Genomic DNA, 14,983 nt, shown 5'->3' with positions numbered 1-14,983 from the left:
GCGGAGGAATGTCGATCGGCTCCGTGCTCGACCTGCTGCGACCAGATTTTCCTGACATCACCATCTCGAAGATCCGGTTCCTCGAATCCGAGGGCCTGATCCGGCCGGAACGAACGCCGTCGGGGTACCGGCGGTTCTCGGTGGCCGACTACGAGCGGCTGCGCTTCGTCCTGACCGCGCAACGCGATCAGTACCTGCCGCTGAAGGTGATCAAGGAGCAGCTCGAAGCGATCGACAGCGGTGCGGCGACCCTGGGCGTGCGTGAAGCGCGTGCCAGGGCGCACTCCCACCACAGTGCCGCGGAGGCCGGGCAGTCGCGGTCCGGCGCCGCGCGCGCGGAGACCGACGGCGAGGCCAGTCCGGCTCCGCCCCGTCGGCTCGGCGTCGTCCCCGGCGAGATCACGCCGGACGAATTGCGCTTCGACGTCGGGGTCCGGCTCACCCGGGCCGATCTGCTCGCCAAGGCGGGCATCGACGACCGTTTCCTCGACGACCTGCTGCGTGCCGGACTCATCGTCCCCGGCGCGGGCGGCTTCTTCGAATCCGACGCGGTGACGCTGGCGCACGCGGCCAAATCGATGGCCGAATTCGGCCTGGAGGCCCGGCATCTGCGCGCGTTCAAACTGGCCGCCGATCGGGAAGCGGCCCTGGTCGCCCAGATCGCCGCGCCGATCGCCAAGAGCCGTGACGCCGACGCGCGCGCCCGCGCCGAGGAGACCGTCCGCGAACTGGCGGCCCTGTCGCTGAACCTGCACGCGGCCCTGGTGAAGGCGGCCGTGCGGGCCGCGCTCGGCAACTGACACACCCGGCCACCGGATCGGGTATCACCCCGGCAACACGCCGATTTCGGCTCGGGCGTCCGCGTTGCACCGCCCGGAATTCGCCTAGACTCGTGGTTACGGCGAGCTGGGCAGCGGTCCTGCCGGCCGGCGGCGAGTATGGGAGGCAAGAACTCATGAGCGAGATGCGCGTCATCGGCATCCGTGTCGAGCAGCCACAGAACCAGCCCGTGCTGCTGCTGCGGGAAGCGGCGGGCGAGCGCTACCTGCCGATCTGGATCGGGCAGGCCGAGGCGACCGCGATCGTGCTCGAGCAGGAGGGGGTCACGCCGATCCGCCCGCTCACTCACGATTTGATCAAGATTCTGATCACCGAACTCGGGCACACCCTCAAGGAAGTGCGGATCGTCGATCTGCAGGAGGGCACCTTCTACGCCGATCTGGTCTTCGACGGCGACCTGCGGGTCTCGGCCCGGCCCTCGGACTCGGTGGCCATCGCGCTGCGCGTCGGCTGCCCGATCTTCGCCGAGGAGCCGGTCCTGGCCGAGGCCGGGCTGGTGATGCCCGACGAGCGCGAGGACGAGGTGGAGAAGTTCAAGGAGTTCCTCGAGTCCGTCTCGCCCGACGACTTCAAGGCCACGGACAGCTGATTCACATCACGATCTTCTAGACCTGAAGTAGAGGTCGAGGGAATCGCCGCGCGCGGTGCTTGGTGCGACAACAGTGCAGGTCCGACAATGGCAGGAGTAACCTCGAAAGTCGGGCAACATCCGTCGTGACTCCGGTACTCGAGAACGTCGGCAGAGCAAGGAGTGGTCAGTGGAAGAGCAATCGCAGGATGTGGTGCAGCCTGGCTTGTTCCCGGACGACTCGGTTCCGGATGATCTCGTCGGCTACCGGGTGCCGAGCGCGTGTCAGGTCGCGGGCATCACCTACCGGCAACTCGACTACTGGGCTCGCACCGGGCTGGTCGTACCGTCGATCCGTGGCGCCGCCGGGTCGGGCAGTCAGCGGCTGTACTCGTTCAAGGACATCCTGGTCCTCAAGATCGTGAAGCGACTGCTGGACGCGGGCGTCTCTTTACAGAACATCCGGATCGCCGTCGATCACCTGCGCAGCCGCGGCGTGCAGGATCTGGCCGGGATCACGCTGTTCTCCGACGGGACCACGGTGTACGAGTGCACCTCGCCCGAGGAGGTCGTCGATTTACTGCAGGGCGGGCAGGGTGTCTTCGGGATCGCGGTCAGCGGCGCCATGCGGGAACTGACCGGGGCGATCGCCGACTTCCCGGCCGAACGGGCCACCGAGATCACCGATCGACCCGAGGACGAACTGTCCTTCCGCCGCAAGGTGCGGGAGAACCGTAAGACCGGGTAGTGACGAGCACTACACCCCCGGCGTGCCCCAGGTGGCGCGGCCGGGGGTTTGCTGCATCTAGACTTGATGACGCGTCGCCGCCGTGCGGGAGAGTCCCGGAGTCGTGAGAGTCCGGGCGCCGAAGGAGCAGCACCTCCCCGTCAATCTCTCAGGCAACAGGGACCGCACGGTGATTCGACGCCTCTGGAAAGCGGTGGCTGCAGGCTGCCCGCCCACGGGGAAAGGGGCACGGCCGTCCGCGGTCGGGTCACCGAATCTCTCAGGCGCCACGACAGAGGGGGAGGGCTGGTACCCGTCGACCACCTGGTCGACCCGCCCGACCTTGGAGCTGCCGTGACCCGTTCGTTCGCCGACCGCCACATCGGACCCGATTCCGACGAACTCGCCCGGATCCTCGCGACCGTCGGCGTCGAGTCCCTCGACGCGCTCGCGACCACGGCGCTGCCCGCGACCATCCTCGACGAGTCCGGCCTCGGCGCGCTGCCCGCGCCCGCCACCGAGCACGAGGTCCTCGCCGAACTGGCCGCGCTGGCGCACTCCAACACCGTCGCCACCTCGATGATCGGCCTGGGCTACTACGACACGCTGACCCCGCCGGTGCTGGTGCGCAACCTGCTCGAGAACCCGGCCTGGTACACCGCCTACACCCCGTACCAGCCCGAGATCAGCCAGGGCAGGCTCGAGGCGCTGCTCAACTTCCAGACCATGGTGTCGGATCTGACCGGCATGGACGTCGCCAACGCCTCCATGCTCGACGAGGCCACCGCCGCCGCCGAGGCGATGACGCTGCTGCGCCGCGCGGGCAAGTCCAAGTCGAACCGGCTGCTGCTCGACGCCGATCTGTTCCCGCAGACCAAGACCATCATCGGCACCAGGGCCGAGCCGCTGGGCATCGAGCTCGTCGAGGCCGACCTGTCCACCGGCGTGCTGCCCGAGGGCGAGTTCTTCGGCGTCATCGTGCAGACTCCCGGCGCGTCCGGCCGGATCGTCGACTGGACCGCACTGTGCGCCGCCGCCCACGAGCGCGGTGCGCTGGTCGCCGCGGGCGCCGACCTGCTGGCGCTGACGCTGATCACCCCGCCCGGTGAGCAGGGCGCCGACGTGTGCTTCGGCACCACCCAGCGCTTCGGCGTGCCGATGGGCTTCGGCGGCCCGCACGCCGGCTACCTCGCGGTGCGCACCGCCTTCGCCCGGCAGCTGCCGGGCCGGCTGGTCGGCGTGTCGGTCGACGCCGACGGCGCGCCCGCCTACCGCCTGGCCCTGCAGACGCGCGAGCAGCACATCCGCCGCGAGAAGGCCACCTCCAACATCTGTACCGCGCAGGTCCTGCTGGCCATCGTGGCCGCCATGTACGCCAGCTACCACGGTGCGAACGGGCTGCGCGCCATCGCCCGCAGGGTGCACGCGCACGCGGCGGCCGTGGCGTCGGGCATCGGTGCGGCGCTGGTGCACGACACCTTCTTCGACACCGTCCTGGCGCACGTCCCCGGTGGCGCGGAAGCCGTTGTCGCCAAGGCGAAGTCGCAGGGGATCAACCTGCGCCTGGTCGACGCCGACCACGTGGCGATCGCCTGCGACGAGGCCACCACCGACGCGCACGTGGCCGCCGTCGTCGAATCCTTCGGCACCGCACAGGCTCCCGACGCGAGCGCGGGCGCCGAGCCCGCCGCGATCGAGAACCGCACCTCGGACTACCTGACGCATCCGGCGTTCACCCGCCACCACACCGAGACCGCCATGCTGCGCTACTTGCGTTCGCTGTCGGACAAGGACATCGCGCTGGACCGCAGCATGATTCCACTCGGTTCCTGCACCATGAAGCTCAACGCGACCGCCGAGATGGAGGCCATCACCTGGCCCGGGTTCGCCCGCCTGCACCCGTTCGCGCCCACCGAGGACGTGCCCGGCATCCTGAAGCTGATCGGCGACCTCGAGCAGTGGCTCGCGGAGATCACCGGCTACGACGCGGTGAGCCTGCAGCCCAACGCCGGTAGCCAGGGCGAGTACGCGGGCCTGCTCGCGATCCGCCGCTACCACCTCGATCGCGGCGACGACCACCGCGACACCTGCCTGATCCCGTCCAGCGCGCACGGCACCAACGCGGCCTCGGCGGCCATGGTCGGCATGCGGGTCGAGGTCGTGAAGTGCCGCGAGAACGGTGATGTCGACCTCGACGACCTGCGCGCCAAGATCGCCGACCACGCCGACCGGCTGGCCTGCATCATGATCACCTACCCGTCCACGCACGGCGTGTACGAGCACGAGGTGGCCGAGCTGTGCGCGCTCGTGCACGACGCGGGCGGTCAGGTCTACGTCGACGGCGCGAACCTCAACGCCCTGGTCGGCCTGGCGCGTCCGGGCCGCTTCGGCGGCGATGTCAGCCACCTGAACCTGCACAAGACCTTCTGCATCCCGCACGGCGGCGGCGGCCCCGGCGTCGGCCCGGTCGCGGTGCGCGCGCATCTGACCCGGTACCTGCCCGGCGACCCGCGCGAGACGGGCTCGCACGCGGTGTCGGCGGCGAACTACGGGTCGGCCTCGATCCTGCCGATCACCTGGGCCTACATCCGGATGATGGGCGCCGACGGCCTGCGCGCGGCGACGCTGACCGCGATCGCCGCGGCCAACTACATCGCCCGCCGCCTCGACGCCTACTTCCCGGTGCTCTATACCGGCGAGAACGGCATGGTCGCGCACGAGTGCATCCTCGACCTGCGCGAGATCACCAAGCAGACCGGCGTCACCGTCGACGATGTGGCCAAGCGCCTGGCCGACTACGGCTTCCACGCGCCCACCATGAGTTTCCCGGTGGCGGGCACCCTGATGGTGGAGCCCACCGAGAGCGAGAACCTCGAGGAACTCGACGAGTTCATCGCGGCCATGATCGCGATCCGCGGCGAGATCGACCAGGTCGGCGCCGGGGTGTGGCCGGTGACCGACAACCCGCTGCGCGGCGCACCGCACACCGCGGCGAGCCTGGTCGGCGAGTGGGACCACCCGTACAGCCGTGAGGTCGCGGTCTACCCGCGCGGCATCGGGCACACCCGCCCCAAGGTGTGGCCCCCGGTGCGTCGCATCGACGGTGCGTTCGGCGACCGCAACCTGGTCTGCTCCTGCCCGCCGCTGGACGCGTACGAGGACTGACGAACTCGACAGAGGGCCCCGCCGAAATTGGTTCGGCGGGGCCCTCTTTCGTCGTCGGCAGCCCGGCTACGGGATCACGGTGTCTGCTCGCCGGTCAGTAATCCCGCGCGGGCGAGCGCGATCGCCGCGTCGGCGGCCTGGTGCGCGTGCGCGGTGGTCACGGGCTCGTGGGTGACGAACAACCGGTGGAACAGCGGCGCCACCGCGAACCGGACCACCTCGGTACCGGCCACCTCCGGGTCGAGTTCGCCGCGCGCGATCGCCCGGTCGACGATCACCGCGGCCTCGGCGTGCCGTGCCGCGTAGAAGGTCCGCAGGGCCTCGGCCGCCGCGGGATGTTGCAGACCCGCGGTGACGAAAGCCGTTGCCACCGGACCTGATTCGGGGTCGGTGAACCCGGTGCGCACGAGCTCGGTGAGTGCGCGCAGATCGCCGGTGAGGGTGCCGGTGTCCGGGATGGCCCACGATCGGCCCGCGGCCAGGTCGAGCGCGTCGGCGACCAGGCCCTCGGGACTACGCCAGCGCCGGTAGACGGTGGTCTTGTGCACCCCGGCCCGCTGCGCGACGGCGTCGACGGTCAGGCCCTGGTAGCCGTGCTCGGCGAGCTCGGCCGTCGTCGCGTCGAGCACGGCCTCCCGCACTCGGGCGCTGCGCCCACCGGGGCGCCGTTGCGGTTCCAAAATCTACTCCCGTTGCGTTAGTGGTCGAGTGTCCGTATGGTTAAAGCTACACAAGTTGCGATTGGAGCGCTGTTTGACCACTCAACTGACCTTGCGGGGCGTGTCGAAGTCCTACGCGGACCGGCCGGTACTCGACGCGGTGACGGCGACGATCCGGCCCGGCGAGCGGATCGGCATCGTCGGGGAGAACGGCTCGGGGAAGTCGACCCTGCTGCGGCTGCTGGCAGGCGCCGAGCACGCCGATGCCGGATCGATCACCGTGACCGCCGAGGGCGGGCTCGGCCACCTCGCCCAGACCCTGTCCGGCGACACCGTCGAGGCGGCCGTCGAGCAGGCGCTGGCGGAACTGCGCGGGCTCGAGCGCGCGATGCAGGCCGCCGCCGAGGCGCAGGACATGGATCGCTACGGCGCTCTGCTCACCCGGTTCGAGGCCCGCGACGGCTACGCGGCCGACGCCAGGGTGGCGGCGTCGCTGCACGGACTCGGGCTGGGCGGGATCGATCGGTCGCGACGGCTGGACAGTCTCTCCGGCGGCGAGCGGGCCCGGCTCGGCCTGGCCTGTCTGCTCGCCGCGTCGCCGGAGGTACTGCTGCTCGACGAGCCGACCAATCACCTCGACGAGAGCGCGCTGACCTGGCTCGAGGCGCGGCTGCGCGGCCATCGCGGCACGGTCGTCCTGGTCTCGCACGACCGGATCTTCCTCGACCGCGTCGTGACCGCGATCCTCGAGGTGGCCGATCGCGGCCTGACCCGATTCGGTGGCGGCTACAGCGGGTTCCTGACCGAGAAAGCGGCCGCGCGGGTGCGCTGGGAGCAGGCGTACGCCCAGTGGCGCGCCGAGATCGGCCGGCTGGAGGAGTTCGCGACGACGACCGCGGTGCGGGTCGCGCACGGGCGGGCGATGACCGACAACAACAAGATGGCCTACGACCGCAACGCGGGCCGGGTGCAGAGTTCGGTCGCCTCCCGGGTGCGCCGGACCGCCGAACGCCTGCGCCGCCTGCGGGAGGATCCGGTGCCCCGACCGCCCGAACCCCTGCGCTTCCGTGGGCGATTCGCGGCGGCCGGATCGGACGCGGAGTTCGCCATCGGTCCCGTGACGCTGGGCGCCCGGGGACGGCTGCTCATCCACGGACCCAACGGCGCGGGCAAGTCGACCCTGCTCGACGCGCTGCACGCGACGGCGCCCGGCCGGATCGGCTACCTGCGGCAGGAGGAGCGATTCGAGCCGGACCGCAGCGTCACCGAGGCCTACGGCTTCGGCCGGGCCGCGCTGCTGGCGACGGGGCTGTTCGCGCCCGAACTGCTGGATCGTCCGGTCGGTACGTTGTCGGAGGGCCAGCGGCGCAGACTGTCCCTGGCGCGGGTGCTCGCGGGCGACCACGATCTGCTGCTGCTCGACGAACCGACCAACCACCTGTCGCTGACCCTGGTCGACGAGGTGGAACGCGCGCTGGACGACTACCGGGGCGCGGTCGTGGTCGTCTCGCACGACCGGGCGCTGCGCAGGCGGTTCCGGGGAATACAGAAGGGAATCGAAGACTTTGGCTGACATCGTACAAGTGATCGACGTACCCGGCGCGCCCTACGGGGTGACGGCCGGGCCGGACGGCGCGGTCTGGTTCACGCTGGTCGCGCAGGGCGCCCTCGGCCGTTGCGCCGGCGGCGAGGTGGAGATCTTCCCCCTCGACCCGGCCGACGGTCAACCGACCGTGATCGTGACCGGACCGGACGCGGCACTGTGGTTCACCGAGTTCCGGGGCGGACGGCTCGGCCGCCGCACCCTCGACGGCATCGTCACGAGCATCGCGATGGACGGGCCCTACGGCGTGTGCGCCGGCCCCGACGGGGCGCTGTGGTTCACCGCGTTGCAGGTGGGCCGGGTCGGCCGGCTGGGCGCCGACGGCACCGTCGAGCACGTCGACGTCGACGGGATGCCGTCGATGATCACCCCGGGAACCGATGGGGCACTGTGGTTCACGGTGAACCAGGGCAATGCGATCGGCCGGATCGACCGCGACCTCGCGCCCACCCTGTTCCCACTGCCCACACCCGCCGCCGCACCGGTCGGCATCACCGCCGGCCCCGACGGCGCGGTGTGGTTCACCGAGATCGGGGCGGGCGCGATCGGGCGCATCGAGACCGATGGCACCGTCACCGAATTCGCGCTGCCCGACCCGGCCGCGCGCCCGCACGCGATCACCACCGGCCCCGACGGCGCGCTGTGGTTCACCGAGTGGGCGAGCGGCACGCTCGGCCGGATCACCACCGAGGGCGACCTCGACCACCTGCCGCTCCCGGGGAAGGAACCGCACGGACTCACCGTCGACGCCAGCGGCCACCTCTGGATCGCGATGGAATCCGGTGCGCTGGTGGAGGTCTCACCCGGCTGAGGACCGCAATCGCTCGAGCAGCGCGCGCAACCCGGGCGCGGTCGGTGCCGTCGCGGCATCGATCGCGCCCAGCGGTATCTCGAGCATCCGCAGCGGATAGCCGTCGCCGGTCACCACGCCGGTGTCGGCGAACCCGAAGGCCGCGAGCAGGCGCGCGACACCGGTTCCGGCGTGCTCGGTCTGCGCGTAGACCCGGGTGGTCGGCCGGGCGGGATCGGCGGCGTGGATGTCGAGCAGGACCTCGGCCAGATGATCGATGTAGATCTGCGAGATGGTCAGCGGGCTGGCGCCGAGCCTGCCCCGGAACCCGCGCAGCAGCCCGACCGAGAACAGCACCACCGCGTCCGACCATTCGCCCGGCCTGCTCAGATGCAGACCGCGCAGCTGCGCGTCGGTCAGTCCGCCGGTGCGGCAGTAGGCGGCCTCACCGAGCCGGTTCAGCGGCAGGATGCAGGAGAATCCGACCGGGACGAAGGTGCCGTCGACCCGGGCCTCGATCAGGCTGTACGCGAGCGGATTGACCTGGTGCACACTGAGATTGCGCTGCCTGATCACATCGAGCGGGGTGGCGAATCCGGACCGGGCGAAGGCTTCCCGGTTGATCTGGCACAGCGTGTCCAGGTCGCGGTCGTCGAGATGGCGGACCCGGTAGTCGAGCTGCGGGGTCGCGTCGGTGTCGCCGGTCATCCGTCTCCCATAGTGCGAGGTGAGGTCGGGCAGCAGCCCGCTGTCGTCGATGATCCCGGCCAGCACGTCGATCGGTTCCCGGCCCGCGAGCCTGCCGACCGCCAGGGACAACCCGCGCAGCCCGGCCGCGATCACGACGGTGAACAGGACGAAGCCGAGCCAATCACTGTTGGTCACCACCGGCAGCGCGTCGATGCCCCGCTTCACCGGGTCGGCGATCTCGAGCGAACTGAACACGCCGGCGGTGGCCGTACTGGCGGTGAGGATGTAGTGGTTCGGCTTGCGCGCGGCCAGGATGACGCCGCGGTCGACGCGTTCGCGCCAGTGCCGGAACGCGACTCGCGCACCGTGGTTCGTCGCCATCACTCGTCTCCCCGCCGCGGATCGGACCGAACGCAGTGGGTTGCGAGTACCCGGCGGTGCGGTGGTTCACACCACCGATTCCGGCCGCGCGAGCGAATGATGGTGTCCGCGCGGCCGTTCGGGGCGTCAGGGTGTGGTCAGTGCCTTCACCACGGCGGTGCCGAAGCCGAGGTCGTTGCTCGTCGGCAGCCGGGTGTAGGTGCCGCCGGTCTGCTGCGCGAGGGTCTGCAGGGTCTGGGTGCCCTGGCCGCCGACTACGACGATGTCGATCCGGACGGGCTTGCCCGCGGTGGTCGCGGCGGTGATCTCGCTGACCAGCGCGGGCCCGGTCAGCGTCGAATCGTCGTCGGGACCGTCGGTGATGATCAGGATCGAGTTGGTCCGGCCGGGGGAGTAGGCCGCGACCGCGGCGCGGTAGGCGGCGAGCAGGCTCGGGTAGGCCTGATCGCTGGTGGTCTGGGTCGCCTTGGTGCTGGTGACCGCCGTCCCGACGGCATTGCGCTGCGTGTCGGTCAGCAGGGCGGTGGGGACCTGGACCTTGTACGGCGTGGTGCCGTCGAGGTTCTTGCCGAAGGTCCACAGCCCGAGACCGAAGTCCGGCGGCATCACGGTGAGCGTCGAGGCGAGCGCCGCGCTCGCGTTCGCGAGCCGGGTGGTCGATCCCTCGGCGGTGCCCATCGACGACGACACGTCGAGCAGCACCGTCGCGTTCACGCCGAGCACCGGGTTGGCCAGGGTGGACTGGACCTTCTGCAGTGCCGCCTTGTCCGGGTTCGGCGGGGCGGAGCCGATGGCCGGGCCGAACCCGTCGGTGGCCAGCGCGCCCGCCTGCTCCGGGGCCCGCAGGAAGTCGATGAAGCGGGAGGCGATGAGGTTCTGGGTCTTGTCGACCCAGGGGCCCGAGAGCAGCGCGGCGGGATAGTCCGCCAGCGGCGCGGTCCCGACCGGCCGGAACGCGGTCAGCCCGCCGGTGCCCAGCTGCTGGGCGGTCGCGGCGACGGCGTGCACCTCGTCGGCGGTGGGGTCGGTGGTGATCGCGGCCATCGCGGTCATCAGGTCGGCGGGCGTCTGGGCGCCCGCGGCCAGCCCGGAGATCGCGGCCACGACCTGCCCGGACCCGGCGGCCTGCTCGGTGAGCGGCTCGGTGCCCGAGACCGCGGCTCCGATCGAGGCGGCCGCCGCGGTGGTGGCGTCGCCCGTGGGCAGTGCCATCCGCAGGCCGCCCCAGCCGGCCAAGCCGACCTCGTCGAGCGAGCCCTGCTGCAGCCGTGGCAGGTCGGACCAGGCGACCTGATGCTGTTCGAGGGCCTGGCGCAGCGCGTCGGGCACGGCGAGCACGATCGGGCTGGTGGCGATGGAGGCGGGTGTGCCCTCGATCAGGCCGGGCACCCGGACCAGTTCGATCGACCGGGTCGAATCGGCGATCCACAGGCCGGGCTTCGGGCCCAGTGCCGGATCCCACTTCCCCGGATCGGCCAGTCCCGCGACGAGCGCGGCCGACGGCCGGGCCGACACCTCCACCCGGGCGCAGTGGTCGCGCACGCGCGGCTTGCTCGCGTTGTAGCGCTCGGCGGCGGCGCGCACCGGGCCCGCGATCGCCGGATCGACGGTCACGTCCAGCGACGCCGGTCCCTCGACACATTCGGCGGCCGCCGCGACGTCGGTGCTCGCGGCGCGGTCGCTGAGCTGGAACCACGCGAAGACGGCCACGATCACCAGAACGAGTACCGATGCCGCGATAACCGGACCTTTGCTGATGGTTCGAGATCTGGTCCCGCTGCGATGAGTACCCACGTGGCAAGTTTAAGGACTCGTGACCCGGCCGCCGCACGGTGGACTCCGGTGCGCATCGGTGCAGGTCACGGCGTAGGGCCGGGTGTCACGACGGACACCCGGCCCCGGCCGGTCACTCGCGGATCACGCGGCCACGGTCGTATTCACGGCCGCCCCAGACTCCCGACTGGCCGGTCTGCGCCGCGTACTCGGTGCACCCCGCGAGCAACGGGCAACCGGCGCAGATCCGGCGGGCGTAGTCGAAGTCCTGCGACGGGTACGGGAACCAGGCCTCGTGGTTCGGGTCACCCCGGCAGGCGGCGCGGTGCCATTGCCCCGAATCGGACAGAGTCAGCAGTTCGGTCAGTGCGAGGTCGGTGGTGGTCACGGCGCGTACTCCTTCCAGATCCGGCGCTGGGTGCGGGCCAGCGGGTCGGGAGCCTTGGGCTCCCACAGCAGCCGCATCCCCGCTTCCTCCGGGGTGCGGTCGGCCTTGCTCGTATTGCAGGGGCCGCAGCAGGCGATCAGGTTGCCCCAGGTGTTCGGTCCGCCCCTGCTGCGCGGGCGGATGTGGTCGACGGTCTGCGCCCAGTCGTCGCAGTAGCCGCAGCGGTGCCGGTCGCGGCGCAGGACACCGGCCAGGGTGGCGCGGCTGTCCTCACCGACCGGGGCGACGTGGCCCAGGTAGACGTAGCGCAGCAGCCGGATCGTCTCCGGCAGCCCGATGACCAGGTGCTGGGACCGGATCGGGAACCGCGGCGCCCGCTCGATGACGGTCTCCGCGGCACCGCTGATCAGCAGTGTCACGGCCCGGTCGGCGGTGATCTCGTCGAGGGCTTCGTAGCTGGCGTTGAGGACGAGCACCCTGGTGCGTATCCAGGTGTCGGACGTGGGCGCCATCGGGTCGACGGCATGACGGATCGTCATGGGAATCACCATGTTTCGAGAGAAGTGCGAACGACGGTCGGAGTCGAGTGGGATTACCGCGTCAGTGCGCGAACCGGAGACGGGCCATGGCATCGGGGCCCGCGCTCGACGCGCTGTGGGCCGAACCGGCGCGGCGATAGGTCTTCTCGGACTGTCGCAGTGGCGCAAGGTTTTTCATGGCCGTCTCCTCCTCTCGGGGTATCTCGTCGGTGTCGCCTTGTTGCGAATGACCGGCGTGGAATTCATGGTGGCATACGGCGCGCCGGATGTCGGCTGATTTATTTCCGGTAACGCTCCGATACCGACGGAAACCTCGAACCGGCAGGTCGCGATACATTTTCGGGGTGAGGTGCCCGTCGGGCGCACCGAACGCGAGGAGTGGTGCTCATGCGGACAGCGCTGATTCCGGCCACCGTGGCCTGCGCGGTGGTCCTGCTCCTTCCCGGCTGCGACAGCGATTCCGGCGGTACGAGCGCGCCCGCCGATCGGCCGAGTCCGACCCTGCCCGCACCCGGCCCGGCGTCGTCGGTCAAGACGAGCGCGGCGGGACCCGCGACCCTGGTGCCCCCGGCCGCCCTGCCCGCCCCGTCCCGGGGCCCGGCGGTGACCTCGGCGCCGGCGGCCACCGGCGGTCCGACCAGTCCGCCCGGCGTCGCGCTGCCCGATACCGCGCCCGCGTGCGCCGACGGCCAGGTGCTCGTCGGCGGCGGGCCGGTCACCGCGGCGGCCGGGCACCAGGGGCTGACCCTGCGCTTCTGGCTGGTCGGGGCCAGCGGGCCCTGTTCGCTGACCGGCTATCCGGGCGTCGACGCGATCGGGGACACCACCGCGAACGCGACCCGCACCCTGCGCGGCTACCTGGGCGGACTGCCACCCGATCGGAGCGAGCCCGCGACCGTGATCCTCACCCAGGACCACGGTGCGCAAGCCGTCGTGGAGGGCACCACCACCGACGCCTCGGGCAACGCCTGCCCGGTCTATACCGGGTTGCGGGTCACCCCGCCCGACACCACCGACACCGTCCCGGTGTCCGAGGCGCTGTCGGTATGCGATCTCGCGGTTCATCCGGTCACGCCGATGAGCTGATCGGCGGCGCCGGGGTGATCATGCCTGCGAGCACGGAACCCGCTGCGCCGGAACGGATTCCGATCTCTCATCGAGCCGGAACTGGGCCAGTCCCCAGACGGTGAGGCCGCACAGGGCGTAGCCCGCGCCGAATCCGCACGCGGCCCACCATCCCCACGCGGTGTACGCCCAGGCGGTGGTGACCGCGCCGAGCGCGGAGCCCGCGGAATAGAACGTCATGTAGGCGCCGAGGACGCTGCCGGTGCGGTCCGGGTGCGCGGTGGTCAGCAGATGCTGACTGGAGACGTGCACGGCTTGGACCGCGAAGTCGAGCACGACGATGCCGGCCACGAGCGGGAGCAGGGTCGGCCCCATCGGGGCGATGAGCAGCCAGGACCCGGCCAGGACCAGCAGTGACCACCCAGTGATCGCCTGCGCGTGACCGGCATCGGCCCACCTGCCCGCCCGGGTCGCGCCGAGCGCACCCGCGAGACCGACGACGCCGAACAGCCCGATCTCGGTGGTACCGAGCGACCACGGCGCGGCACCGAGGGGCAGGGCGAGGCCGCTCCAGAGGGTGCCGAAGGACGCGAAGAGGAAGAAGGCGATCAGGCCTCGGCTCCGGAACAGGCGATCCGTGATCACGAGACGCGCCATCGACCGCACGATCTGTGGGTAGCGCGCGCCGGGTGTCCGGATATCGGGACGCAGACCCGCCCGGGTGACGACGGCGAGCGTCGCGCACGACGCGGCCAGCAGGACGAAGACCGCGCGCCAGCCCAGCGTGTCGCCGAAGACGCCCGCGACCACACGGACACCGAGAATGCCGACGACCACCCCCGACGTGACGGCGCCGATGACGCGGCCGCGTTCGCCGGGTTCGGACACCGCGGCCGCGTAGGCGACCGTCACCTGCACGACGACCGCGAACACCCCGGCGACGGCGAGCCCCGCCATCGCGACGACACCGTTCGGCGCGGCGGCCGTGATCGCCGCTCCGACGCCGGTGAGTGTCAGCAGCCCGCCGATCAGCCCCCGCCGGTTCACCAGATCCCCCAGCGGTACCAGCAGGATCAGCCCGGCGAAATAGCCGATCTGCCCGGCCGCGACCAGCAACCCCACCGACTCGGCCGGCAACCCCAGCTGCGCGCCCGCCGCGCCCAGCACCGGCTGCATCGCGTAGATCGTCGCCACCGCCACGGCGCACACCGCGGCCAGGAGCAAGCGCTGTGGGCGCGCGATTCCGGTGACCATCACTCTCCAATCGGTAGCAAAATGCAACCAATTCACGATAGGGAATAATGGTTTCGAAACGCAACCCAATGCGGAAGGTGACAGATGACACCGACGTCCGGCCACGATCGCGCGTGGACCGACCCCACCTGCCCGGTCGCGCGCACCGTCGACCTGGTCGGTGATCGCTGGAGTCTGCTCATCGTCCGCGACGCCATGGACGGCCCCGGCTCGTTCACCGAGTTCCGGCAGCGCCTCGGGATCGCCCGCAACATCCTCGCCGACCGGCTGCGCAGGCTCGTCGACGACGGCATCCTCACCACCAGTGCCACCCCGAGCGGCAAGCGGCACGTCTACGAACTCACCGCCGCCGGGCGGGACCTGTTCACGACGATCGTCGCGCTGCGGCAGTGGGGTGAACGGCACGCCTTCGCCGACGGTGAACGGCACTCGACCCTCGTCGACCGGGACGATGAGGTGATCGCCGAGCTGCGGCCCCGCAGCGGGTCCGGCGCGCCGGTCACCGCCGAGACCACCCGCGTGCGGCGCGTGGACTGAGCAC

Annotated in this window: 14 protein-coding genes and 1 riboswitch; of the genes, 8 read left to right on the top strand and 6 right to left on the bottom strand. The window is 71.1% G+C overall.

Features of this window, described 5'->3' with window-relative positions:
* Positions 1 to 8 precede the first annotated feature (8 nt).
* From ACFYWJ_RS24735 to gcvP, 4 genes are all read left to right on the top strand, one after another.
* Positions 9 to 800 carry a MerR family transcriptional regulator gene (locus ACFYWJ_RS24735; protein ID WP_355278475.1) on the top strand — a complete coding sequence of 264 codons (792 nt, stop codon included), beginning with the start codon at positions 9 to 11 and terminating at the stop codon, positions 798 to 800.
* 155 nt (positions 801 to 955) lie between these two features.
* Positions 956 to 1,429 carry a bifunctional nuclease family protein gene (locus ACFYWJ_RS24730; RefSeq protein WP_019046780.1) on the top strand — a complete coding sequence of 158 codons (474 nt, stop codon included), beginning with the start codon at positions 956 to 958 and terminating at the stop codon, positions 1,427 to 1,429.
* A gap of 169 nt (positions 1,430 to 1,598) precedes the next feature.
* On the top strand, positions 1,599 to 2,156 hold the full coding sequence (locus ACFYWJ_RS24725; protein ID WP_355278472.1) for a MerR family transcriptional regulator: 558 nt from the start codon (positions 1,599 to 1,601) through the stop codon (positions 2,154 to 2,156).
* Between the two features lie 75 nt (positions 2,157 to 2,231).
* A riboswitch (glycine riboswitch) is annotated at positions 2,232 to 2,331 on the top strand.
* A 158-nt stretch (positions 2,332 to 2,489) separates the two neighbouring features.
* The gene (gcvP, locus tag ACFYWJ_RS24720) at positions 2,490 to 5,300 is read left to right on the top strand and encodes an aminomethyl-transferring glycine dehydrogenase (protein WP_355278469.1); all 2,811 of its coding nucleotides are present in this window, start codon (positions 2,490 to 2,492) and stop codon (positions 5,298 to 5,300) included.
* A 74-nt stretch (positions 5,301 to 5,374) separates the two neighbouring features.
* Here gcvP and ACFYWJ_RS24715 read toward each other — a convergent pair whose 3' ends face one another.
* Positions 5,375 to 5,980, bottom strand: coding sequence for a TetR/AcrR family transcriptional regulator (locus ACFYWJ_RS24715; RefSeq protein ID WP_355278467.1), 606 nt, complete (start codon positions 5,978 to 5,980; stop codon positions 5,375 to 5,377).
* A gap of 73 nt (positions 5,981 to 6,053) precedes the next feature.
* Here ACFYWJ_RS24715 and ACFYWJ_RS24710 point away from each other — a divergent pair, with 73 nt between their 5' ends.
* Both ACFYWJ_RS24710 and ACFYWJ_RS24705 read left to right on the top strand, forming a co-directional pair.
* Positions 6,054 to 7,532: an ABC-F family ATP-binding cassette domain-containing protein gene (locus ACFYWJ_RS24710; protein ID WP_355278464.1), complete on the top strand. Its 1,479-nt coding sequence runs from the start codon at positions 6,054 to 6,056 to the stop codon at positions 7,530 to 7,532.
* Positions 7,533 to 7,542: 10 nt separating this feature from the next.
* Complete coding sequence (locus ACFYWJ_RS24705) at positions 7,543 to 8,373, top strand: virginiamycin B lyase (RefSeq protein WP_355278462.1); 831 nt, start codon at positions 7,543 to 7,545, stop codon at positions 8,371 to 8,373.
* Here ACFYWJ_RS24705 and ACFYWJ_RS24700 read toward each other — a convergent pair.
* The 4 genes from ACFYWJ_RS24700 to ACFYWJ_RS24685 form a co-directional block, all read right to left on the bottom strand.
* A complete protein-coding gene (locus ACFYWJ_RS24700) occupies positions 8,362 to 9,423 on the bottom strand; it encodes a hypothetical protein (protein ID WP_355278459.1) in 1,062 nt (353 codons plus the stop codon). The two genes, ACFYWJ_RS24705 and ACFYWJ_RS24700, sit on opposite strands and share 12 nt — an antisense overlap.
* Positions 9,424 to 9,549: 126 nt before the next feature.
* Positions 9,550 to 11,139 (bottom strand): VWA domain-containing protein, encoded by a 1,590-nt coding sequence (locus tag ACFYWJ_RS24695; RefSeq protein WP_355278456.1) that lies wholly within the window; start codon positions 11,137 to 11,139, stop codon positions 9,550 to 9,552.
* Positions 11,140 to 11,329: 190 nt separating this feature from the next.
* Positions 11,330 to 11,584, bottom strand: a complete 255-nt coding sequence (locus ACFYWJ_RS24690; RefSeq protein ID WP_189034276.1) for a WhiB family transcriptional regulator — start codon at positions 11,582 to 11,584, stop codon at positions 11,330 to 11,332.
* The gene (locus ACFYWJ_RS24685) at positions 11,581 to 12,123 is read right to left on the bottom strand and encodes an HNH endonuclease (RefSeq protein WP_355278453.1); all 543 of its coding nucleotides are present in this window, start codon (positions 12,121 to 12,123) and stop codon (positions 11,581 to 11,583) included. Before ACFYWJ_RS24685 ends, ACFYWJ_RS24690 begins: the two co-directional genes overlap by 4 nt.
* Positions 12,124 to 12,510: 387 nt before the next feature.
* Here ACFYWJ_RS24685 and ACFYWJ_RS24680 point away from each other — a divergent pair, with 387 nt between their 5' ends.
* On the top strand, positions 12,511 to 13,209 hold the full coding sequence (locus tag ACFYWJ_RS24680; RefSeq protein WP_355278450.1) for a DUF4232 domain-containing protein: 699 nt from the start codon (positions 12,511 to 12,513) through the stop codon (positions 13,207 to 13,209).
* An 18-nt stretch (positions 13,210 to 13,227) separates the two neighbouring features.
* On the opposite strand, the gene ACFYWJ_RS24675 is transcribed toward ACFYWJ_RS24680, so the two are convergent.
* Positions 13,228 to 14,442, bottom strand: a complete 1,215-nt coding sequence (locus ACFYWJ_RS24675) for an MFS transporter (RefSeq protein ID WP_355278447.1) — start codon at positions 14,440 to 14,442, stop codon at positions 13,228 to 13,230.
* An 84-nt stretch (positions 14,443 to 14,526) separates the two neighbouring features.
* Between ACFYWJ_RS24675 and ACFYWJ_RS24670 the strand changes: the two genes are divergently transcribed.
* Complete coding sequence (locus tag ACFYWJ_RS24670; RefSeq protein ID WP_355278444.1) at positions 14,527 to 14,979, top strand: helix-turn-helix domain-containing protein; 453 nt, start codon at positions 14,527 to 14,529, stop codon at positions 14,977 to 14,979.
* The last annotated feature ends 4 nt before the right edge of the window (positions 14,980 to 14,983 follow it).

The sequence above is a fragment of the Nocardia sp. NPDC003269 genome, assembly GCF_042888005.1.
Lineage (GTDB): Bacteria > Actinomycetota > Actinomycetes > Mycobacteriales > Mycobacteriaceae > Nocardia.
Note: the sequence above shows the minus strand (reverse complement) of the source record. Positions and strands in the feature narration are given on the sequence as shown.

What these genes read in the sequence shown, in the direction of transcription:
- ACFYWJ_RS24735 (WP_355278475.1), top strand. Translation starts at nt 9, where the DNA reads ATGTCGATCGGCTCCGTGCTCGACCTGCTGCGACCAGATTTTCCTGAC.
- ACFYWJ_RS24730 (WP_019046780.1), top strand. Translation starts at nt 956, where the DNA reads ATGAGCGAGATGCGCGTCATCGGCATCCGTGTCGAGCAGCCACAGAAC.
- ACFYWJ_RS24700 (WP_355278459.1), bottom strand. Translation starts at nt 9,423, where the DNA reads ATGGCGACGAACCACGGTGCGCGAGTCGCGTTCCGGCACTGGCGCGAA.
- ACFYWJ_RS24685 (WP_355278453.1), bottom strand. Translation starts at nt 12,123, where the DNA reads ATGACGATCCGTCATGCCGTCGACCCGATGGCGCCCACGTCCGACACC.
- ACFYWJ_RS24680 (WP_355278450.1), top strand. Translation starts at nt 12,511, where the DNA reads ATGCGGACAGCGCTGATTCCGGCCACCGTGGCCTGCGCGGTGGTCCTG.
- ACFYWJ_RS24675 (WP_355278447.1), bottom strand. Translation starts at nt 14,442, where the DNA reads ATGGTCACCGGAATCGCGCGCCCACAGCGCTTGCTCCTGGCCGCGGTG.
- ACFYWJ_RS24670 (WP_355278444.1), top strand. Translation starts at nt 14,527, where the DNA reads ATGACACCGACGTCCGGCCACGATCGCGCGTGGACCGACCCCACCTGC.